Origin of the sequence: Arthrobacter sp. CAN_A214, assembly GCF_015751955.1 — a bacterium.
GTDB lineage: Bacteria > Actinomycetota > Actinomycetes > Actinomycetales > Micrococcaceae > Arthrobacter_D.
Genome location: NZ_JADOUU010000005.1, coordinates 39478 through 60669, shown reverse-complemented (window position 1 = coordinate 60669; position 21192 = coordinate 39478). Strand labels below are relative to the sequence as shown.

General features: G+C 66.2%; 15 protein-coding genes and 3 tRNA genes. 7 read left to right on the top strand and 11 right to left on the bottom strand.

Annotated elements, in window-relative coordinates; translation table 11 throughout:
• Nucleotides 1–73 precede the first annotated feature (73 nt).
• The 6 genes from IWX65_RS06465 to tadA all read right to left on the bottom strand — a co-directional run bounded on the left by IWX65_RS06465 (nt 74) and on the right by tadA (nt 4847).
• A complete protein-coding gene (locus IWX65_RS06465; protein WP_196881615.1) occupies nt 74–844 on the bottom strand; it encodes a hypothetical protein in 771 nt (256 codons plus the stop codon).
• Nucleotides 845–1065: 221 nt separating this feature from the next.
• Complete coding sequence (locus IWX65_RS06460; protein WP_196881614.1) at nt 1066–2586, bottom strand: MFS transporter; 1521 nt, start codon at nt 2584–2586, stop codon at nt 1066–1068.
• A gap of 29 nt (nt 2587–2615) precedes the next feature.
• The gene (locus IWX65_RS06455; protein WP_196881613.1) at nt 2616–3335 is read right to left on the bottom strand and encodes an LppX_LprAFG lipoprotein; all 720 of its coding nucleotides are present in this window, start codon (nt 3333–3335) and stop codon (nt 2616–2618) included.
• A 315-nt stretch (nt 3336–3650) separates the two neighbouring features.
• Nucleotides 3651–3740 (bottom strand) — tRNA-Ser (locus IWX65_RS06450).
• 63 nt (nt 3741–3803) lie between these two features.
• Entirely contained in the window at nt 3804–4289 is a 486-nt protein-coding gene (locus IWX65_RS06445) for a pyridoxamine 5'-phosphate oxidase family protein (protein ID WP_196881612.1), read from the bottom strand.
• A gap of 48 nt (nt 4290–4337) precedes the next feature.
• Entirely contained in the window at nt 4338–4847 is a 510-nt protein-coding gene (gene tadA / locus IWX65_RS06440; RefSeq protein ID WP_334683701.1) for a tRNA adenosine(34) deaminase TadA, read from the bottom strand.
• A 23-nt stretch (nt 4848–4870) separates the two neighbouring features.
• On the opposite strand from tadA, the gene upp reads away from it, so the two are divergent.
• From upp to IWX65_RS06425, 3 genes are all read left to right on the top strand, one after another.
• Nucleotides 4871–5506, top strand: coding sequence for a uracil phosphoribosyltransferase (gene upp / locus IWX65_RS06435; protein ID WP_196822437.1), 636 nt, complete (start codon nt 4871–4873; stop codon nt 5504–5506).
• 467 nt (nt 5507–5973) lie between these two features.
• Nucleotides 5974–6801, top strand: a complete 828-nt coding sequence (locus IWX65_RS06430) for a winged helix-turn-helix domain-containing protein (RefSeq protein WP_196881611.1) — start codon at nt 5974–5976, stop codon at nt 6799–6801.
• Nucleotides 6802–6868: 67 nt separating this feature from the next.
• Nucleotides 6869–7408 (top strand): SixA phosphatase family protein, encoded by a 540-nt coding sequence (locus IWX65_RS06425; protein WP_196881610.1) that lies wholly within the window; start codon nt 6869–6871, stop codon nt 7406–7408.
• Here IWX65_RS06425 and IWX65_RS06420 read toward each other — a convergent pair.
• The gene (locus tag IWX65_RS06420; protein WP_196881609.1) at nt 7405–8829 is read right to left on the bottom strand and encodes a dihydrolipoyl dehydrogenase family protein; all 1425 of its coding nucleotides are present in this window, start codon (nt 8827–8829) and stop codon (nt 7405–7407) included. The genes IWX65_RS06425 and IWX65_RS06420 overlap by 4 nt on opposite strands.
• A gap of 108 nt (nt 8830–8937) precedes the next feature.
• Here IWX65_RS06420 and IWX65_RS06415 point away from each other — a divergent pair, with 108 nt between their 5' ends.
• On the top strand, nt 8938–10623 hold the full coding sequence (locus IWX65_RS06415) for a glycosyl hydrolase family 18 protein (RefSeq protein ID WP_334683700.1): 1686 nt from the start codon (nt 8938–8940) through the stop codon (nt 10621–10623).
• A gap of 85 nt (nt 10624–10708) precedes the next feature.
• On the opposite strand, the gene IWX65_RS06410 is transcribed toward IWX65_RS06415, so the two are convergent.
• Nucleotides 10709–10784 (bottom strand) — tRNA-Arg (locus tag IWX65_RS06410).
• A gap of 278 nt (nt 10785–11062) precedes the next feature.
• Here IWX65_RS06410 and IWX65_RS06405 point away from each other — a divergent pair.
• Nucleotides 11063–12955: a phosphoenolpyruvate carboxykinase (GTP) gene (locus tag IWX65_RS06405; protein WP_196881608.1), complete on the top strand. Its 1893-nt coding sequence runs from the start codon at nt 11063–11065 to the stop codon at nt 12953–12955.
• 110 nt (nt 12956–13065) lie between these two features.
• Here the strand turns inward: IWX65_RS06405 and IWX65_RS06400 are convergent, their stop codons facing one another.
• The gene (locus IWX65_RS06400) at nt 13066–14508 is read right to left on the bottom strand and encodes a phosphomannomutase/phosphoglucomutase (RefSeq protein ID WP_196881607.1); all 1443 of its coding nucleotides are present in this window, start codon (nt 14506–14508) and stop codon (nt 13066–13068) included.
• Nucleotides 14509–14602: 94 nt separating this feature from the next.
• Here IWX65_RS06400 and IWX65_RS06395 point away from each other — a divergent pair, with 94 nt between their 5' ends.
• Nucleotides 14603–16717, top strand: coding sequence for a RecQ family ATP-dependent DNA helicase (locus IWX65_RS06395; protein WP_196881606.1), 2115 nt, complete (start codon nt 14603–14605; stop codon nt 16715–16717).
• Between the two features lie 78 nt (nt 16718–16795).
• Here the strand turns inward: IWX65_RS06395 and IWX65_RS06390 are convergent.
• Nucleotides 16796–16883 (bottom strand) — tRNA-Ser (locus tag IWX65_RS06390).
• Nucleotides 16884–16955: 72 nt separating this feature from the next.
• Nucleotides 16956–19046, bottom strand: a complete 2091-nt coding sequence (locus IWX65_RS06385) for a prolyl oligopeptidase family serine peptidase (RefSeq protein WP_196881605.1) — start codon at nt 19044–19046, stop codon at nt 16956–16958.
• Between the two features lie 88 nt (nt 19047–19134).
• Between IWX65_RS06385 and IWX65_RS06380 the strand changes: the two genes are divergently transcribed.
• Nucleotides 19135–21117, top strand: coding sequence for an FAD/NAD(P)-binding protein (locus IWX65_RS06380; protein WP_196881604.1), 1983 nt, complete (start codon nt 19135–19137; stop codon nt 21115–21117).
• Nucleotides 21118–21192 lie beyond the last annotated feature (75 nt).

Here is a 21192-nt window from a genome sequence, read left to right as displayed (position 1 = left end):
TTGCGGGCATTCCGTTACCGCTGCGTTACTGCTAACCCTAGCCCTAGCCCTAGCCCTGACCGGCCAGCGGTGTCTAGCCGACTGATTCTGCGGTGCGGCGACGGACAACGTAAGCGCCGCCGGTCAGAGCGATGAGGGCCAGCCCGCCTCCGATGGCGAATGTGCCGATGCCGGTTCCGGTTTCCTGGGCGACGCCGGTGTCAGCGCCACCAACGGGCATCTCCACCTGTCCAGCCGCCAGGGTGCCGCACAGCGCCGGTGAGGTTGCTGCCAGGGGCAGTTCGGGGGCGAGGTCGGACTTGGCTGCCGCGCCGGCCGGACTGAGGGTCGCCGGGTCGAGGCCATGGACGACGACGACGGCAGTGCCGGCTTCGAGGGCTGCCTTGGTCTCAGCATTCAGTTCGAACGTCCGGTCAATCGTGTAAGCGGCCCCCTTACCGGCGAGGTTGATGTCAGCGGCAGCCGCGGGGCTGGTGTCACCGCTGGTGGAGAGGGTGGTGAGGACTCCGCCGTAGAACGGAGCCCCTTCGGTGGTGGAGATGACCTGGTCGCCGTCCTTGTCAGCAGAGGGATCCGGACAGGTACCCTGCGCCCCGCCGTGGATGTGCTGGACGTGCGGGTAGGGCATATCCATGAATGTCGCGGGCATATCCGAAACGTTCAGCAGTACCTGAGCCTCATTGCCCGTGACGTGAACTTCTATGGTGGCCGAGCCGGAGCTGCCGTTGAGCTGGCCCAGGGTGGCCTGGTAGGACTCGTCAGCGGCCATGGCCGGCGATCCAGAAAGGGCAAGTGCGCCCATAGCGAGGGTGGGTACTGCCATAAAGCGGAGTGTCTTGTTCATTGGAGAATCCTCCTCATACGCACGCGGGTGATGGTGACTCCAAGGAAGGGGACACCAGTACTTCCAAGCACACCACCCCAAGAATGGATGAGGAGGGCCCCATACCACAGTGTAGGAGCCTAAGGCAAAAACACAACCCCGGAAGCTATCTATTCTTGGGCCATCTTCGGGGAAGTTGCTGCCGTCATAGTGTGGATGGGTGTCTGACACAGGCCTGCTCGTTACTGCGGGTCCCCCGAAGTGGCTCGCTCCGGCTCCTCGGCATACTCATTGCGCGCGCTGATCAGCAGACCCAGCGCCGCGCCTACCACACACACAATCGAGGTGATCGAGAATATTTCTCCGTACTGCAGGACGTACGCCCCGCGGATCCGCCCGGCCTCGGCCAACAACCGTTCCTCGAGTGTGCCGACCGTGCTGGCGGGCAGCCTGGTCAGATGCTGGTTGAACCGGTAGAGGCCCCATGCGCTCAGTGCCGCGATGCCGAGCAGCATGCCGATCATGCGGGCGACCACGATCGCGGCCGATCCGATCCCGTGTTGGGCGGCGGGAACCACGCGAAGCGTGGCGGACGTCAGCGGACCGATTACCAGGCCGAGACCCAGGCCGGCAATCGCGAGGTCGGTGTCCAGGGTCGGCAGGGTGAATAGTCCGAGATCGTGTCGTGCCGTCAGCACATCGACGGACCATTTCGAGATCAGCAGATAGCCCACTGCGGCGAGGAGCAGGCCGCTGAAGGCTACGATCCGGTCGCCGATACGTGTGGCCAGCCATCCGCCGAGTAGCGCCCCGATCGGGAGCGCGACGAGGAAGCGCAGCAGCAGGAGAGCGGCCTGGTTCTGGTCTTGACCCAGGACGCCCTGACCGAACAGCTCGACGTTGACCAGCGTCACCATGAGTGCTGCGCCGGCGGTCATCGACGCGCCAAGTGCCGCCAGGAACGGCCTGACGTGCACTCCTGCCGGTTCGAGCAGGCGGATGCGGGCGAACCTCTCCCAGACGAAGAATGCGATGGTCGCCACGGCGGCCGCGATCAGCACCGGCATTCCCCAGCTGGGCAACACCAGCTTGCCGTCGGGCTTGGGGTTGTAGAGCCCGATCACGATCAGGCCCAGGGCGATGGCCAGCAGCAGACCGCCGACCACGTCAACCTTCTGGGGGTCATCGGTCTGCTGCCGGTCCGGCAGGCTGAAGTGGATCATCACCATCGCGATCACCGCAAGCGGCACGTTGATCCAGAAAACGGTCTGCCAATGCTGGAACAGCCCGACCAAAGCGATGCCGTACAGCGGGCCGAGCACGCTGCCCAGTTCCTGTACGGCGCCGACGCCACCCAGCACGGTTGCGCGGTTGCGTGCAACCCACAGTTCTGCGGCCAAGGCCATCGTCACCGGCAGCAGGGCGCCGCTGGCGGCACCCTGGAGAGTACGGCCGAGGACCAACACGGTGAGATCCGTCGACAGTGCCGTGACTACCGATCCGAGCGCGAAACCGGCCAAACTGACCTGGATGAGCATCTTCCGTCCGAACCGGTCCGACGCCCGACCCAGGAGCGGCATCGCCACGATGTAGCCGAGAAGGTAGCCGGTGATGATGGGAGTGACCCGCTGGAGCTGATTCACTCCGATGCCGACGTCGCGCATGATGTCAGTCATGATCGTGACAACGACGTAGGTGTCGAGCGCGCCCAGCGCCACTGCGAGACTGGCCGCGCTGATCGCGATGCGGCGATTGGCCGGCACCCGCCCGGCTGCCGGGGGTCGGCCCTGAATCACCCTGCCGGATTCGCGACGGTGACCGGTTCGCCCCACTCGGACAGGATCATGGTGACACTGTTACCGGGGCTGGGCTCCAACCGGACCTGCATCAGCTCACGGTTGCTGCCCTCGGAGATCCACACCGTGCCAGGCACAGGATCTGTTGCCCCGATCTGCGGGGAGATGTTGTTGACCGCGTCCGCGGCGACGTTGCCGGTGATGCGTGCAGTGTCCACGCCTTCGACGGTCTCCTGTCCGTCGATATTGGGATCGGAGAAGCTGGCGAGCACGTTGGCCAGCCCCACGTCAGGGTCCAGGATCCTCGCGACGTCGTAGACGTTGGATGCCGGCCCGAAGTTGGTCAGGCTGCCTCCCGACGTGATGGCGGCCCACAGGTTGCCGTCGGAGACCACGAACTCAACCCCTTTGAGCTGCTGGTCAAGATATGTCATGTCGAGTGTGCCCTCGGCAGCGACCGCGGGAGTCTGTGTGAGATCACCCTCGATGAACTCGACCGGCAGTCCCGCGATTTCGCCCTCGACCGAGAGCTCGAGATGCGTGCTGGTCTGGGCTTTGGTGGTCTCGCTCGACTCATTCAACAGGGCGGCGGGGTCGGGGGGATCCTCCGACGATGTGCCGGGACCGGGGCCGGTGCACCCTGCAACGAGGGCGATGCCGGCGATGAGGAGCGCGAAGATCACTACAAAGCGGAACTGCAGGGCTGCACTGTACATGGCCGAATTGTACACGCCTGCATCATGCGCCTGGTTCGCTGTTCTCGTTTCCGAGCGGCCGGAATTCCAAGCCTTTGAGGGAAGTTCTACCTCTGCCCGGTGAAACCGCCACGTTTATTCCGGGAGGACCGTCGCGTACTCGATGGACGCGCGGATGCAATACTTTCTGGCCGTCACCGCGCTGGAGAACGCGGTGCGGGCACATCGTTCATCAGGGACCGTCGTCCATTCAGATCGTGGTCTCAGAACCATTTCGAAGAAAGCGAAAGGCCCTGCTTCCCCTCTGTTTACAGAGGGGAAGCAGGGCCTTCTCGATGGCGGTGACGGTGGGATTTGAACCCACGTTGGCTTTTACACCAAACAACATTTCGAGTGTTGCACCTTCGGCCGCTCGGACACGTCACCAACGCCGCTACTTTACCGGGTTTCGTGCGTTCTGCCCAAAACGGCGGGCAACGGCCGCGGAAATCAGAGCTCGACGACGTCGTTCTTGCCCGTGTCGGGCTTCGACCCGGTGACAAGGCCCTTGACCATCTTCACGGCCGAGACGACGCGGGGAGCCTCCATGAACCAGTATTCGGCGGTGTCGGCGTCGACCCTGATGAGGGCGACGGTGGGATCGTCCCGGCCGTTCTCGAACCAGGCGGAAACGGAGGGGCCCCATAGTTCGTCGATCTTCGCCTGGTCCTTGGTCAGGGTCGCCGTCCCCGCGATGGAGAGGTAGCCCTTGCCGGAGCTCACTGACACGTTGACCTGCGAGTTCGCCCGGATCTCGTCGGCTTTGGGCGACGGGTCCTCCGTGAAGAACCAGAGGTCGCCGTCGAAGTCCTTGCCGTGCAGGGCGAGGGGGCGGCTGACAAGCCGACCCTCACGGCTCACCGTCGTGAGGATCGCGATGTCCGCATTGTCGAGTATCTTGTGTACTTCCTTCATGCCGTCCTGCTGGGTATCCACTATGTACTCCTTGGAAGTTCGGTTATCCGGAGATACTAAGCCTACGCACTATTGTCCGGCGTCGGAATTCGAGCGTTGCCCGACGAAGAAATCCCTCAACAGCGCAGCGGACTCCTCCTCGCGGACGCCGGGGAACACCTCGGTCCAGTGATTGAGCCGCCGCTCGCGCAGGACGTCGAAGACCGAGCCCGACGCTCCTGCCTTGGCGTCCCAGGCACCGAACACCACGCGCGGAATCCTCGCGAGCACCGAGGCCCCCGCGCACATCGCGCAGGGCTCGAGCGTGACGACGAGCGTGCACCCCTCGAGCCGCCAGCTTCCCAGGGCCGCCGCTGCTGCGCGGATCGCCACTACTTCCGCGTGCGCCGTCGGATCACCCAGTTCCTCGCGCTGGTTCCAGCCGGCGCCCAGCACGGCGCCGCTTGGGCCCATGACGACGGCGCCGATCGGGACATCTGCGCTGGCGGCGGTTCTCCGGGCCGCCTGCAGGGCGTAGCCCATCCACTGCTCATGGAGGGCGCTGCCGCTGACGGCGGGGCTGGTCAGGTCTGGGGGCATGTGCTCAATGGTACTTTTGAGCTATGCGAGTACTGGTAGTCGACCACCCCCTGGTAGCCCACAAACTCACGGTTCTCCGGGACAAGGACACCTCATCGCCGGTGTTCCGCCTCCTCACCGAAGAGCTCGTCACGCTGCTGGCCTATGAGGCCACCCGCGACGTCCGGGTGGAGCCGGTGCGCATCGAAACTCCTGTTACATCGACCGACGGAACCGGGCTGGTCAAGCCGACGCCGCTCGTGGTGCCCATCCTGCGTGCCGGCCTCGGCATGCTCGAGGGAATGACACGCCTCGTCCCGACGGCGGAGGTCGGTTTCCTGGGAATGGCACGCAACGAGGAGACATTCGAGGCCATCACCTACGCCGAGCGCCTCCCCGACGACCTCACGGGACGCCAGGTATTCGTTCTCGACCCGATGCTCGCCACCGGGGGAACCCTCCGCGAGGCGATCAAGTTCCTGTTCGCCCGGGGAGCCGCTGACATCACCTGCATCTGCCTCCTGGCAGCTCCCGAGGGACTCGCAGCGCTCCGGGAGGAACTCGAAGGCAAGAACGTCACCATCGTCCTCGCCTCGATCGACGAGAAGCTGGATGAGAAGTCCTACATCGTTCCGGGCCTCGGCGACGCCGGTGACCGGCTGTATGGCGTGGTGGGCTAGCAGACCTTCGTCTGCTGTCGGTAGCCGAATCGCGGCGATTGCGGTATGAGTGCTGATCCCAAAAGACTGAACGTCATTCCCCGGGGATCTCCGAAGAAAAACTGTCGCGGGAAGGATCCTGGTGGATCGCTGTCGGGTGCTTTCGTCCAGCGGTGCCCGCTCCTCCCACAGGCGCCTTCCCCCGGCTGCGTGGACAACCGGCACCTTTGTTACTTGCGGGTACTGGATTGTTACGTGCAATAATTTGGAGGGTGAACACCAACTCGACAGCATCTGCAGCCGCAGTTCCTTCCGTGGGCCTTCTGCCCGTCGCGGAAACTCGCTGTCTCCGAATGCGCGCGTAACGGCTCCACCCCGGCCTTTTCCGCACTCCAAGCCCAACGGCGGGCGCCACTGAAGCATCATCCCGACCGGGCACATCCAAGCATTCGCGCCGGAATGACGGCACACACTCTGAGGTTGTTTTCATGTCAGTTTCTTCGGGCTACGTCCATATCTCCCTCCGCACCGCCCAGAACCGGGCCGGTGGACTTCAGCAGCGCAGCTCGGGACACCCCGGCTACGGCCAGGCGCAGACCTATCCGGCGCCGTCGTACCGCCCGCCGCTCGCCCCGGTGGCTGGTCCTGCCGCATCCACCGACACGGCCCCCGTTCCCGTCGTCGTGCCGAGCGGAGTGCCGGGACCGCAGGCCGTCTCCGGAGACACCACTGCCCGGGGCTTCGTCCTGTACGTGGCCATCGATGAGGGCACGGCGGCCGATCACGGCACCACGCTGTCCCGGCTCGCCTCGGATGCACGCGCCTATGTCCAATCACTCATCGGTGCTGTCGAGACCCACGCAGCAGTTGCGCTCGCGCCGGCCGATGCCCCAGGAAGCGACATCGACGTGGTCCGGGCGGCCCTCGGGGACCCCACGGTTGAACGCCGGCCACGCGAAACGCAGCACAATGCCCCGCCCGCCACGCCACGGCCCACCGGCGTGCTGATCGATCTCGCCCGCCGGGAGGTGCACCTCGACGGCGAGACGCTCAACCTCACGTTCAAGGAATTCGAACTACTGAACTACCTTGTCGAGAACGCCGCAAGGACCGTCGGCCGCGAGGAGCTGCTGAGCGGACTCTGGCGCAACGCCGACGAGGTGCCCAACGAGCGGACCATCGATGTTCACATCCGACGTCTCCGCTCGAAGCTGGGCCGGCTGGCCAACACGGTCCGCACCGTGCGCGGGCAGGGCTACCGTTTCTACGACCACCCTGAAGTCGTGGTGTGGGCGGCACCTGAATACTCGATCTAGCCGAACGCCGGCGTGCGCGCCGTGACCGTTAGCCGTGGCCGTTGCCGTGCCCGCTAGACTTTCGCGCATGGCCTCCTCCCATCTGAAACGCCTCATGCTGCTGCGTCATGCAAAGGCGGAGTGGAGCGAGGGTGTTCCGGATCATGAGCGCTCACTGAGCTCGCGCGGGCACCTCGATGCACCGTTGATCGGCCGGTGGATGGCCGACCACGCCCTTCCCGACCTGATCCTGTGCTCCTCGGCACTGCGCGCCCGACAGACCTGCACCTGGGTCTGCAAGGAGCTCGGCGACAAGGCGCCCACGCCAAAGCTCGAGGACGGGTTGTATGCGGCACGTCCCGGGGAGATCCTCGCGCTGATCAACCAGGTGCCACCCACTGTCACCAGCCTCCTGGTGATCGCGCACCTTCCGGGGGTCCAGGAGCTCGCCATGCGGCTGGCCTCGGTCGAATCGAACGAGGAGGCCGTGATGGACCTCGCGACGGATTATCCGACGGCGGGACTCACCGTGCTGCAGCACCCGCATGAATGGGCGGAGCTCGACGGTCGCGACGCCACCGTCACCGACTTCGTGGTCCGGCGGGCGTCCGCTTCCAGACAGGGCTAGAGCCCGTACTTCTCGAGCAGCCGCAACCAGACCTCGCTGATCGTCGGGTAGGAGGGGACAGCATGCCAGAGGCGCTCCAGCGGTACCTCGCCCACGATGGCGATGGTCGCCGCATGCAGCAACTCCGCGACGTCGGGTCCTGCAAATGTCATGCCAACCAGTACCTTGCGGTCCTCGTCCACCACCATCTGTGCCCAGCCCTCGTAGCCGTCCGAGTGGAGGGCCGACCCGCCCACCTCAATGGCGAGAGAGGTTTCCGAGGCGTTGATGCCGGCCTTGCGCGCCTGCTCCAGCGTGCGGCCCACCATGGCGATTTCAGGATCGGTGAAGACCACCTGGGGAACGGCATAGCTGTTGGCTGTGGAGGTGTACTTGGTCCAGTCCCCGGCGGCATCGCCCAGTTTCCCGGCAGCGCGCGCCACGATGGCGTCACCGGTGGCCCGCGCCTCGTATTTGCCCTGATGCGTGAGCAGCACTTTGCCTGCTGCGTCCCCCACTGCATACAGCCAGCCTCCCGCGCCGATCACCCGTCCCGTGTCGTCGGACTCCAGGGCCTTGGGGTCGAGCCCCAGTTCCTCGAGGCCGAGCCCGGAGGTGTTGGGGTGCCGGCCGGTGGAGACCAGGAGCTTTTCGGAGGTGACCGTCCGGCCGTCGCCCAGCGTCAGGGTGAAGTGCCCGGACCCGTTCTGGGAAACCGCGGCGGTTTCGGTGTTGGTGAGGAGTGTGATGCCCTCTTTCTCGAGTCCCTTGCTGACCAGTCGGGAAGCTTCCTCCGGGTAGCTCCCGAGGACCCCGCTGCGGGCCACGACGGTGACCTCGGCCCCCAGCCGCGAGAACGCCTGTGCCAGTTCCACTCCGGCAACCCCGCCGCCCAGCACGGTGAGGCTTGCCGGCACCTCCCTGGCCGACGTCGCCTCGCGGGTACCCCAGAAGGGCAGGTCCTCCAGCCCGTCGATGGCGGGTTCGATGGGTGTTGAGCCGGTGGCGAGCACGACGGCGTGGCGCGCTCGCACGGTCGTGGCGTCGTCGTCGCCGTTGGAGGTTATCTCCACCTCGCGCTCGCCGGTGATCCGCGCCCGGCCGCGCATCAGCGTGATGCCGGCGTTCTTTGCCCAGTCAGCCTGGGAGGAATCGTCCCAGTTGGACGTGAACTCGGTGCGGCGGTCCAGGACCTGCTGCGCATCCAGGGACCCCGTCGCGGCCTCGCGGGCGCCCGGAAGCGAGCGCGCCGCGACGAGTGCGGCCGGCGGTCGGAGGAGCGCCTTCGACGGCATGCAGGCCCAGTAGGAACACTCACCGCCTACCAGGTCGGACTCGATCAGCACCGCGGAAAGTCCGGCCTGCACCATCCGCCCCGCCGCATTCTCGCCAACGGCGCCGGCTCCGATCACAATGACGTCAGTAATCTCGGAATTGCTCATGGGCCGAGCCTTCCATCCGCTCCCTGCGGAGGCAAGCTTCATACCGTAGCCTGAAGGAGCCGCTGCCTGCCGGTGCTGGTCTCACATCCGGAGGAAAGAATGAAACGAGTGCGCCCACGCCGACTGCACCGGATCGGCGCCCTGGCCGTCGTGGCCCTGCTGGGAAGCGGGCTCATCGTCTCCTGCTCGGAGCAGTTCTCCTCGTCCGAGACCGGTTCCGAGGAGTCCGCCAAGACCCCGGCCCGCATCAACGGGTACCGGAGCGTCGGCTACTTCCCCCAGTGGGGCGTCTATGGGCGTTCCTTTCCCATGAAGGCTCTCCAGGACTCGGGCGCCGCTGGAAACCTCAGCCATATCAATTACGCCTTCGGCAACATCCACCACGAGACGCTCACCTGCTTCGAGGCGAATAAGGCGCAGGAAAGCGGGCCGGACGGTTCCGACGGCGCCTCCGACGCCTGGGCCGACTACGGCATGGCCTACGACGCCGCCGGGTCGATCGCAGGGATCGGGGACACCGCCGAGCAGCCGCTGGCCGGATCGTTCAACCAGCTCCGGCAGCTCAAGGCGGCCAACCCCGGGCTGCGCGCCGTGATCTCCCTCGGCGGGTGGACCTGGTCCAAGAACTTCTCGCGTGCCGCGGCCACCGACGAATCGCGCAAGGCGCTCGTCGCCTCCTGCATCGACCTGTACATCAAGGGGAACCTTCCGGTGATCGAGGGCAGAGGAGGGAGCGGGGCTGCGGACGGCATCTTCGACGGCATCGACATCGACTGGGAGTGGCCGGGCAGCAACAACGGGCTTGAGGGAAACGGGGTGGACCGCGACAACGATGCCGAGAACTTCCGGCTGCTGGTGAAGGAATTCCGGAAGCAGCTCGACGCCCATGGTGAGAAGACAGGGCGCTCCTACTCCCTGAGCGCTTTCCTTCCCGCGAACCCGGCGGATATCGAGGCCGGTGGGTGGAACGACCCCGAATTGTTCGACTACCTCGACTTCGGGAACATCCAGGGCTACGACCTGTGGGGAACGTGGGAGCCCGGGATGACCGGTCACCAGGGGAACCTTTTCGACGACCCGGAGGATCCTCGCCCCGAAGGCGAGCGTTTTTCGGTGGACCAGGCAGTGAGCGCATACCTCGATGCCGGAATCGACCCGGCCCAGCTCGGGCTCGGCCTTGCCGCGTTCGGCAGGGGCTGGGCGGGCGTCGGCACCGAAGAGCCCTGGGGCACCGCCACCGGCCCTGCGCCGGCAAGCGAGGAACCGGGTCTTGAGGACTACGACAGGCTGCGCGGGGTCGGCGAGGAGTTCACCGACCCGACGCTCGGGGCGGCCTGGCGGTTCGACGGCGACAAGTGGTGGAGCTACGACAACCCCGAAACCCTGCGCCTCAAGAGCGGCTATATCCAGGACAAGGGGCTCGGTGGCGCTATGTGGTGGGACCTCGCCGGCAACCGCGACGGTTCACTGATGGCCGTGCTGTCCGACCAGCTGCGCGAAGCCTCGCGCGGGCCGGCCCTCGACAGGGTCCTGCCCGAAACCGTTGTCCAGCCGTCGAGTGCGGGAACCGCGTCTCCGGGTGGTCCCGCGCAGGCTCCGGCGACGGCACCGTCGCCGTCGTTGTCTGCCCAGGAAGCTGCTGCCGCCGAGCCCGTGGAATGGAACGAGGGCGAGGTGTACACCGAGGGCCGGCGCGTGATCTTCGGGGGCGAGGTGTACCGGACGCAATGGTGGACCCGCGGCGATGTTCCCGGCGTCGAGGAATGGGGCCCGTGGAGGCCCGCGGGCGACTGACCGCGGCGAGCAGGCACGGAGAAGCGCGTGAAATGGGAAAGGCCCCGGTCGAGAACCGGGGCCTTTCGCATTTCTTCGATAAACCTGGTGCGCGCGAAGGGATTCGAACCCCCAACCTTCTGATCCGTAGTCAGATGCTCTATCCGTTGAGCTACGCACGCAAGCGGTGGGCGATAAACCGTTCCACCAGCCAGCCGTTTGGCCGTAGACAACTTTACAGCCAAATATCAGGAGTGCCTAATCAGCCGGATCATCGCAGGATGACTATACCGGTCTATGTGACCTTTGTCACAGCGGGGCTGGTTCGGACTCCATCCCGGCTTGATTCGCCGCGGTTATTGGCCTTCGGAAGGAGTTTTCCGGGTTCCATTGCGCCGACCATCGAAATAGCGTCCACTTAGCATCAATACACACCAGCCACCCAACGAAGGGAAGAGTAATGGGCGATCCCGTACGCCAGCAGGTTGAAGAAAGTCAGACTACCGCCGACCGGAGCGAGGCGAATGCTTCCGTATCTGCTGCGGGTAGCTATGCCGCGCCGACCACCCACCCAGGGCTGCTTGCCTGGGTCCGTGAAGTCGCCGAAATGACGCAACCCGCCAGGGTGTACTGGGTGAACGGTTCCGAGGAGGAGAACAACAGGCTCACCGACGAACTCGTTGTGGGAGGGACTTTCGTCCGGCTGAATCCCGAGACCTTCCCGAACTCCTTCGCCGCGTTCTCCGATCCCGCCGACGTCGCGCGGGTCGAGGAGCAGACCTTCATCTGCTCGAAGGATGAACGTGAGGCGGGGTTCACGAACAACTGGATGGATCCCGAGCAGATGAAGGAGAAGCTACGGGGACTCTTCTCCGGATGCATGCAGGGCCGCACGCTGTACGTGATTCCGTTCGTCATGGGCCATCTGGATGCCGAGGATCCGAAGTTCGGCGTCGAAATCACCGACAGTGCCTACGTGGTCACGTCCATGCGCATCATGGCCACCATCGGCACCCCCGTCCTCGATCGGATGACCGAGCTCGATGCCGGTTTCGTGCCCGCCCTCCACTCCCTCGGTGCACCCCTGGCGGAGGGCCAGGCCGATGTCCCGTGGCCGTGCAACAGCGACAAGTGGATCGTGCATTTCCCCGAGGAGCGTTCCATCTGGTCCTTCGGTTCCGGCTACGGCGGCAACGCCCTGCTCGGCAAGAAGTGCTACGCGCTTCGCATCGCCTCGGTCATGGCACGCGATGAGGGCTGGCTGGCTGAGCACATGCTGATCCTCAAGCTCACTTCACCGCAGGAGAAGACCTACTACCTGTCGGCCGCCTTCCCGTCGGCCTGCGGCAAGACCAACCTCGCGCTGCTCGACCCCACGATCGACGGGTGGAAGGTCGAAACGCTGGGTGACGACATCACCTGGATGCGCTTCGGCAAGGAAGGCGAGCTGCGCGCAGTGAATCCGGAGGCGGGTCTTTTCGGCGTCGCTCCGGGCACCGGCTGGCATACGAACCCGAACGCGATGCGCGCCATCGCCAAGGGCAACTCCATCTTCACCAATGTGGCACTGACCGACGACGGCGGTGTGTGGTGGGAGGGCATGACGAAGGAAGTGCCGGAGCACCTGACCGACTGGCAGGGGAACGACTGGACGCCCGAGTCAGGACACACGGCAGCTCATCCGAATGCCCGATTCTGCACCCCGATCGACCAGATCGACATGCTGGCGGAGGAATTCAACCGGCCCGAGGGCGTTGAGCTGTCAGCCATCCTCTTCGGTGGGCGGCGGAAGACCACGGTCCCGCTCGTGACGCAGTCTCGGAGCTGGGCCAACGGAATCTTCATGGGTTCCACCCTGTCCTCGGAGACGACGGCCGCAGCAGCGGGCGAGGTGGGTCGGGTGCGGCGGGATCCGATGGCGATGCTTCCCTTCATCGGATACGACGCCGGCGACTACCTGCGGCACTGGATCGACCTGAGCGCAAAGGCCGACCAGGAGCGCCTGCCCAAGATCTTCCTGGTCAACTGGTTCCGGCGGACGGCCGACGGCGGGTTCGCCTGGCCCGGCTTCGGTGATAATTCCCGCGTACTCAAGTGGGTCATCGAGCGCCTGGAGGGAACCGCCGATGCCGTCGAGACGCCCATCGGCTTTGTTCCGACCGGCGATGCCCTCGATCTGACGGGGCTCGACATGACCCCGGCCGAAGTAGAGGCAGCCGTGCACGTGGACTCCGCGGAGTGGGCCGCCGAACTGGAGGGTATCGAGGAGTGGTACGGCCGGTTCGGGAACTCGTTGCCGGAGCAACTGACGGATCAGCTCAACGAGCTGAAGGAACGGTTCAGCGCGGTCTGACGGTTTCGGCAGAAAAACGGCCTCGCTACTTCCTGACCTGGAAGCAGTGAGGCCGTTTTACTTCGGAGGGCCACGGGTTCCGCCGGACCGGACCTATTGCGGAACTGGAATTACTGCCGGACCAGGGCGAGGACCCGGTCCACGACCTGCTGAAGCGTTGCCGGGTCCACCGCCTCGGCGTTCAGCCTCAGGTAGGGCTCCGTGTTGGAGGCGCGCAGGTTGAACCACCACTTCCCGTGCTCCGGCGTGAACGTCACGCCGTCGAGTTCGTCGACCACCACGCCGTCGGTCTCGAACTCTGCCCGGGCACGCCCGATTGCGGCAGGCAGATCCTCGACCCTTGAGTTGACCTCGCCCGAGGAGAAGTAGGGTTCGTACTCGCGGCCGAGTTCGGACAGCGGGCCGTCCTGTGCGCCGAGCTCGGCAAGGACGTGCATGGCGGCGAGCATTCCGGTGTCGGCGTTCCAGAAGTCACGGAAGTAGTAGTGGGCGGAGTGCTCACCTCCGAAGACGGCTCCCTCTTCCGCCATCACTGCCTTGATGAAGGAGTGCCCCACGCGGGTGCGCACCGGTCGTCCTCCCTCGCGTGCAACGAGTTCGGGCACGGCGCGGGACGTGATGAGGTTGTGGATGATCACAGGGGTTTCCTCGCCGCCTGCCTGGGCACGGGTGATTTCCCGGCGGGCGATCATGGCGGTGACGGCACTGGGGGAGACCGGTGCCCCCTTTTCATCGATGATGAAGCAGCGGTCGGCGTCGCCGTCGAACGCGATGCCGATGTCGGCGCCGTGCCGCACGACGGCCGCCTGCAGATCGAGGAGGTTCTCCGGTTCGAGTGGGTTGGCCGGGTGGTTGGGGAACGTGCCGTCCAGCTCGAAATACAGCGGGACGATCTCCAGCGGCAACGCCGGCAGGAGGCGGTCGCCGAGGACTGCGGGCGTGGTCAGGCCGGCCATTCCGTTGCCGGCGTCGACCACTACCTTGAGCGGGCGCAGGGAGGAGAGGTCCACCTGCGAGCGCAGGAAGCGGGAGTATCCCGGCAGGACGTCGCGCACGCTGATGGAGCCGGGCTTGGTGACCTCGGGAATGGCTCCTTCGTCGAGGTATCGCTCGGCGAGGGTCTGGATCTCCTTGAGCCCGGTCTCGGAGGACAGGGGGACGGCGCCGGGACGGGTCATTTTCATGCCGTTGTACTGGGCCGGGTTGTGGCTCGCGGTGAAAGTGACGCCAGCGGCGTTGAGGGTCCCGCTGGCGTAGTAGAGCTCATCGGTCGAGATGAGATCGAGCAGCACCACATCGGCTCCGCGCCGGGTGGCACCTTTCGCGAAGGCGCTGGAGAACTCCGGCGACGACGGACGCATGTCCCCGCCGACCAGGATCGACTCGCCCGCCAGGTCGAGGGAATCGACGAAGGCCGCACCCACCGCAGTCACGGTTTCCACCGTGATGGTTTCGCCGACGATACCCCGTACGTCATAGGCCTTGAATGAAGCAGAAAGATCGAAGGTTTTGTTCACGGTTTGAAGTCTAACTGTTGGTGGATCGCTCCCCATGGGCCATTCGGCTGACCTGTGCCGTCCGTCGGCTTGCCCACATACCCCTGCCCCGCCGCGTGGAATGGCAGTAGCGGCTGGAATACTTGGCGGCATGCCACAAACAGCACTTCTCCGGGACCAGGCCACCAGCATGCTGCAATCGCTGGTCGGCAACGCGGACGCAGGTTTTCACGAAGGCCAGTTCGAAGCGATCGAGGCGCTCGTCGAAGGAGGCCGGCGGGCACTGGTCGTCCAGCGCACAGGGTGGGGCAAGTCCGCCGTCTACTTCGTGGCGAGCCTGCTGCTGAGGAACCGCGGCGCGGGCCCCACCCTGATCGTGTCCCCCCTGCTGGCGCTCATGCGGGACCAGGTAGCCGCCGCAGCCCGGGCCGGAGTGCGCGCGGAGGCCATCAATTCCGCCAACCAGACGGACTGGGACGACATCACCGCGAAGCTCGACGCCAACGAGGTGGACGTTCTCCTGGTGTCGCCGGAGCGGCTGAACAACCCGGCATTCCGGGAACGCCACCTGCCCGAACTGATGCGCCGCACCGGGCTGCTGGTGATCGATGAGGCACACTGCATCTCCGATTGGGGCCACGACTTCCGCCCTGACTACCGCAGGCTGCGCGAGCTCATTGCGGCGCTCCCCGAGGGCGTGCCGGTGCTTGCCACCACGGCCACTGCCAACTCCCGGGTGGTGAAGGACGTCGAGGAGCAGCTGGGCACCGGCGGCACCGATGTCTTCACGCTGCGGGGGAAGCTTGCGCGGGAATCACTGCGGCTGGGCGTCCTGCGCCTGCCGAGCCCCCGATCACGGCTTGCCTGGCTCCTGACCCACCTGGATTCCCTTCCGGGGAGCGGAATCATCTACGCCCTCACGGTGTCGGCGGCAGAGGACACCGCACGGCTCCTTCGTGAGAACGGCCACGCGGTACGGGCATACACCGGGCGGACTGACCCGGTGGACCGGGAGGCGGCCGAGGCTGCGCTGAAGCAGAACGAGGTCAAGGCACTGATCGCCACGAGTGCGCTGGGAATGGGATTCGACAAGCCCGACCTCGGTTTCGTGGTTCACCTCGGTGCGCCCTCCTCACCGGTGGCGTACTACCAGCAGGTGGGCCGGGCCGGTCGCGGTACGCCCAATGCCGATGTGCTGCTGCTGCCCGGTGCGGAGGACCGGGACATCTGGGAGTACTTCGCCACCTCCTCAATGCCCTCCGAGGATTCTGCACAGCAGGTCCTCGGGGCGCTGGAGCCCGGGACCGTTCTCTCGACGCCTGCCCTGGAGGTGCGGGTCAACCTCAAGAGGTCACCTTTGGAGCTGCTGCTCAAGGTGCTCGACGTCGATGGCGCCGTCCGAAAGGTATCGGGAGGTTGGGAGGCCACCGGCCGCGCTTGGGTCTACGACGCCGAAAGGTACCGACGGATCAGTGAGGCGAGGATCGCCGAGCAGCGCGCGATGCTCGACTACGAAACCACCTCAGCATGCCGGATGGAATTCCTCGCGCGCTCCCTCGACGATCCGACGGCGTCACCCTGCGGCCGCTGCGACAACTGCGCCGGGCCGTGGTACTCCGACGATATCGGGCACGACGCATCCGACAACGCGGGTCAGGCGCTGAGCCGGGTGGGCGTGGAGCTCGAGCCACGCGGGCAGTGGCCCAGCGGCATGGACAAACTGGGAGTGCAGGTCAAGGGCAAGCTCAAGCCCGGTGAGCTGGCGGGGACCGGGCGGGCGCTTGCCCGCATGACCGACCTCGGGTGGGGGAACCGGCTGCGGGAGCTTCTGGCCGACGCGAGCCCTGATGCCCCGTTGGACCCGGCCGTGATCAACGCCTGCATCCGGGTCCTATCCCAGTGGAACTGGGATGCCCGGCCCGTTGCGGTGGTCGCGATGCCCTCACATCGGCGCCCCCAGCTTATCGGGTCCCTCGCGCAGGCGCTCGCCGGAGTGGGGAAGATACCTTTTCTCGGTGTACTCGGCACTCCGGAGGGCTGGCCCGCCGGGGAGCCGGGCGGCAACAGCGCCTTCCGGCTCGCCTCGGTGTGGGACCGGTTCAGTGTTCCGGCCGAGGGCCAGGCCTGGTTCGCAGCCAACCCGGGACCGGTGTTGCTGGTCGACGATCTCGCGGACAGCCGCTGGACCATCACCGTGGCAGGGCGCGCGTTGAGAATGGCAGGCGCGGAGTCGGTGCTGCCGTTCGCCCTTGCCCTGCGGGCCTGACCTGCCGGCCTGACCCGCGGGGAGCCCGCGCATCGAAACCCATGCAAAAGGGCCCCCTATTCCTAGGGGGCCCTGGCGCGGAGACGGGGAGATTTGAACTCCCGGTGGACTTTTGGCCCACACTTCATTAGCAGTGAAGCCCATTCGGCCGCTCTGGCACGTCTCCAATTGCTATTGCTAGCTTCCCAAGGTTACCCAGAAGGGGCACACAAGAGCAAAACCGCCGGATCGGTCCTGGCTACGCGTGGCGCGTCAACGCCTGCCACAGGAACTCGTAGGTCATCACATGCATCCTCGCGGCCTGCCGGTTGTCGGAGGCACCGGCATGGCCGCCCTCCAACGCTTCGTGGAACCACACGTTTCCCACCCCCATGTCCTTCATCCGGGCGGCCAGCTTGCGGGCCTGGACGGGCCCCACGCGGTCATCGCTCGTCGCGGTCCAAATCAGTGTCTCGGGATAAGCGGTGCCGGGGCGCACCAGGTGATACGGCGAGAAGGTCCGCACGTACTCCCATTCCTCCGGCTTGTCAGGGTCGCCGTATTCGGCAATCCACGAGAAACCGGCCGACAGTTTGGTGTACCGGCGCATGTCCAGCAGCGGAACGCCGCAGGAGATGGCTCCGAAGAGATCGGGGTAGGTGGCGAGCATGTTGCCCACCAGCAGGCCGCCATTGCTGCGCCCGGTACAACCCAGCAGTGCAGGCGTGCAGACGTTGCGCCGTACCAGGTCCCTGGCGATCGCCGCGAAGTCCTCATACGCCCGGTGCCGATTGGAGTGCAGGGCCGCCTGGTGCCACTGCGGCCCGTACTCACCGCCGCCGCGGATGTTCGCGAGAACGTAGACCCCCCGTCGTCCGTCGTCCGTTCTCCGCTCCAGCCAGCCCCGACCCACCACGCCGCTGTAGGCAGGGGTCATCGAATGCTCGAAGCCGCCATATCCGGACAGCAGGGTGGGGTTGCCGCCGTCGAGCACCAGGTCCTTCGCTGCCACCTGGAAGTAGGGCACCCGGGTGCCGTCCTCCGACACCGCGAAATGCTGCTCGACCTGGAACGCGCCCTCGTCGAAGAAGGACGGCGTGGCCTTGACCTGCCGGTGACTGCCGCCGATCTCCCCCCGGTACAGCGCCGAGGGCGTGAGGAAACCTGTGGCCACGAGCCAGTAGTCGTTGCCCGCTTCCGGGTCCTCGTCATCCACGGCGAACGCGTCCACGGCGTGGAGGGGAGGGCACGCGTCGAGGAGGCTCGCAGCCCAGCTCCTGGCCGGGTCGAGAATGCGGATTTCGGATGATACGTCCCGCAGCAGGTTGAGCAGGAGGTAGTCGCGGGTCCAGCTCCACGACTGCAGCGAAGTGGCGGCGTCCGGCGTGAACACGCAGGTGAACGAGCGGTCGCCGGCAAGGAAATCGTCCAGCCCGATGACCAGCAGCGAGCCGGCAGCGTGGTTCTTGCCCCCACAGGCCCAGTCGGTCCGGGGACGGCAGATGAGCCACTGCCGGTGTAAGGAGACGTTCACGTCCTCGGGCACATCCAGGTGCACCCATTCGCCGTCGATCCTCACGTGCGTGCGGCTCGAATAGAAGTCGATGGTGTCCACTGCGACGTCGCGCTCGAAACCCGGTGTCTGGTCGCGGATCACCAAGGCCATCATGTGGTGTCCCGGAATCTCGAAATACAGTCCGGCGTCCTCCAGTGCCTGGCCACGCTGAAGCCTGCGTACGGTGCGGGGATAGGAGCTGGAGGTGAGGGTGCCGGGGCCGAAGTCCGTTGCCACATTGAGGGTGTCCGGCCCCGCCCAGCTGATCCGGCTCTTGGCTGTCGGAATGTCGAAACCGCCGTCCACGAAGGAGCGGTCTTCGATGTCATATTCCCGGTAGCGGGTGGCGTCCCCGCCGTCGGGGGACAGCGCCACGAGCACGCGGCGGTAATCCTCGCCGGATGCCGGCCGGAGGAAAAGCGCTCCGCCCCAGACCCACTCCTCGCCCTCGCCTGCACTGAGCGCATCGACGTCGACCAGCACCTCCCACTCCGGCGCGGCGGTGGTGTATTTTTCCCACGTAGTGCGGCGCCACAGCCCCTTGGGGTGCCCCGCATCGCGCCAGAAGTTGTAGTAGTACGCTCCCCGTTTGGTGGCCATGGGGATGCGGTCGGTGGAATCGAGAACCTCGAGGACCTTTGCTTCCATGTCCAGGAAGCCCGGGGTAATGAGCTTCTCCTCGGTGAGCGCATTCTCCGCCCGGACCCACTCCAGCGGCCGGTCGCCGTAGATGTCCTCAAGCCAGAGGAACTCATCAATGGATGCGGGTGGGCGCTGTTCTGTGGAATGCGTCATCCAGCAATCCTAGACAGAATCGGAATCATCCCGGCACGGCAGTCCGGCGGCGGCTTATCGGGGAATACGCATTGGATAGGGTGGAGTCATGATCAACCGGGGGAGAGCAGAGGTGGCCGTGATCGGCGGCGGCCCCCGCGGAACGTCGGTGGTCGAGCGCCTGATCGCCCACCTGGGCCAGGTCGACGCCGCTGGAGTGCAGCTCGTTCTCCACGTCATCGACCCCTTCGAACCCGGGCCCGGCCATGTCTGGCGCACCGACCAGTCGAGGCTCTTCCTCATGAACACGCCGTCGCGGTATCCCACCGTGGTGCCGGTAGGTGAGGCGGCGCAGGCGCTGCCGGCTTCCTCAGTGCACCTCAGTTTCGACCAGTGGCGCGCATTCGCGGCCTCCGGTGCCCTTGCTGAGCTACCTGCCGAAGACGCTGCGGAGGCGCGACGCCTTGGCGCGGAGGACTTCCCGAGCCGGAGGTTGTACGGCCGGTACCTGGCCTGGGTGTTCCAGCAGCTGGTGGAGTACGCAGGCGAGGCCGTCGTCGTCGTTCACCATGCGGCGGAGGTGCTGGGTGCGCGCCGGGAGGGCGACGAATGGCTGCTCGAGCTCGACGACGGCGCCTGCCTGGCGGTCGACGCCGTGGTCCTCGCGGCAGGACATCTGCCCGCGAAGCTGATGCCCGAGCAGGAGAAGCTGCAGGACGCCGCCGCACGCTATGGCCTGCAGTACTGGCCGCCGGCAGTACCCGCCGACGTCGATTGGAAACGCCTGCCCGCCGGGAAACCCGTGCTGGTCAGGGGCCTGGGGTTGAACTTCTTCGACGCCATGATCCAGCTGACGGAGGGCCGCGGCGGCAGGTTCACCGAGGACAGCGAGGGCCGGCTGGTCTATGCGGCGTCGGGCAGGGAACCCCGGATCATCGCCGCGTCGCGCAGGGGGGCACCCTACCGGGCACGGGCTGCAGCACGCGGCCCCGGCCTCTCCATCGAGCATGAAGAGCGCTCTTCTCCTTTGGCGCCCTACTGCACCCCGGAGTCGCTGGCGGCGTTCGCCCTGTCGGGCATCCAGCCCGGCTTCGACCACGACTTCTGGCCGTTGCTTCACCGCGACGTGCTGTGGGCGTACTACGGCTCGCTGGCGCGGGTGAATCCCCGGGCGCTGCTCAGGCCTCCGGCGGAGGTCCTTGCCGCGGTGCGCCGGGCCCTTGATCGCCCGGGGACGGAGTGGCACCATGCCCTGGGCGAGGTGCTGGATCGGCTGGTGCCCGCCGTTCTCCAGCTCGACGTCGAAGCACTGGGGCACCCCTTCGCCGGGCGACACTTCGAGGGCGGCGGATCCTTCGACGACGCCGTCCTGGAGTTTCTCGATGCCGACGCCGCAGGTTCCGCTCCCGGCGTCGATGATCCGCTGAAAGCGGCCATTCGAGCACTGGCCGCCGGCCGGTCGATGATCAAACAGGCTGCGGCCGACGGCGGGCTGACCGACGCCGCCTGGACGGCTGAACTGCGCGGTTGGTTCGAACCGTTGGTCGAGGGACTTGTGAGCGGGCCCCCGTTGCAGCGGATCCTCCAGCTGGCAGCGCTCGTGCGGGCCGGACTCGTGCATTTCGTGGGACCGAACCCGAAGTTCGGCGTCGATACGGAGGAAGGGTTGTTCCGGGCCGTATCACCGTGGGTGGGTACCGAATTCACCGCCCGCTACCTGGTGGAGGCGATGATGCCGGCGAACCGGGTGTCCACGAGCGTTTCAGTGCTTCTGCGCCAGTTGATCGCTGACGGTGTGGCGAGGCCGCATCTCTTTCTGGCGGATGACGGCGTGCCGGTGGCGTCGGGCGGCCTCGACGTGACAGCGCCCCCCTACCGTGCACTCAACGCCGCCGGCGGGATCCAGGAGGACTTTTTCGTGATCGGGCTGCAGCTTGCCTCGGTGCAGTGGGGGACAGCCATCGCGGCCGAGGCCGGCGCTTCCCTCGAGGCCGGCGCCCGGACCCTGCGCGACGCCGACGACATCGCGAAGTCCATTGTCACCAGTCTTACCGCGTCCGCAGCACGGGAAGTGCCCCAGCACCAGAGCTGAGCCGGTCCCGGCGGGAAGCAAGGGAAACGCCGGAGGGCGGTTCGACGGAGGGCGGTTAAAGGGCAGGACCCCCAC

Bases quoted from the DNA above. Each gene is read 5' to 3' on its own strand.
- IWX65_RS06465 (WP_196881615.1), bottom strand. From the start codon at position 844: ATGAACAAGACACTCCGCTTTATGGCAGTACCCACCCTCGCTATGGGC.
- IWX65_RS06455 (WP_196881613.1), bottom strand. From the start codon at position 3,335: ATGTACAGTGCAGCCCTGCAGTTCCGCTTTGTAGTGATCTTCGCGCTC.
- tadA (WP_334683701.1), bottom strand. From the start codon at position 4,847: ATGCCCCCAGACCTGACCAGCCCCGCCGTCAGCGGCAGCGCCCTCCAT.
- upp (WP_196822437.1), top strand. From the start codon at position 4,871: ATGCGAGTACTGGTAGTCGACCACCCCCTGGTAGCCCACAAACTCACG.
- IWX65_RS06430 (WP_196881611.1), top strand. From the start codon at position 5,974: ATGTCAGTTTCTTCGGGCTACGTCCATATCTCCCTCCGCACCGCCCAG.
- IWX65_RS06425 (WP_196881610.1), top strand. From the start codon at position 6,869: ATGGCCTCCTCCCATCTGAAACGCCTCATGCTGCTGCGTCATGCAAAG.
- IWX65_RS06420 (WP_196881609.1), bottom strand. From the start codon at position 8,829: ATGAGCAATTCCGAGATTACTGACGTCATTGTGATCGGAGCCGGCGCC.
- IWX65_RS06405 (WP_196881608.1), top strand. From the start codon at position 11,063: ATGGGCGATCCCGTACGCCAGCAGGTTGAAGAAAGTCAGACTACCGCC.
- IWX65_RS06400 (WP_196881607.1), bottom strand. From the start codon at position 14,508: ATGGGGAGCGATCCACCAACAGTTAGACTTCAAACCGTGAACAAAACC.
- IWX65_RS06395 (WP_196881606.1), top strand. From the start codon at position 14,603: ATGCCACAAACAGCACTTCTCCGGGACCAGGCCACCAGCATGCTGCAA.
- IWX65_RS06385 (WP_196881605.1), bottom strand. From the start codon at position 19,046: ATGACGCATTCCACAGAACAGCGCCCACCCGCATCCATTGATGAGTTC.
- IWX65_RS06380 (WP_196881604.1), top strand. From the start codon at position 19,135: ATGATCAACCGGGGGAGAGCAGAGGTGGCCGTGATCGGCGGCGGCCCC.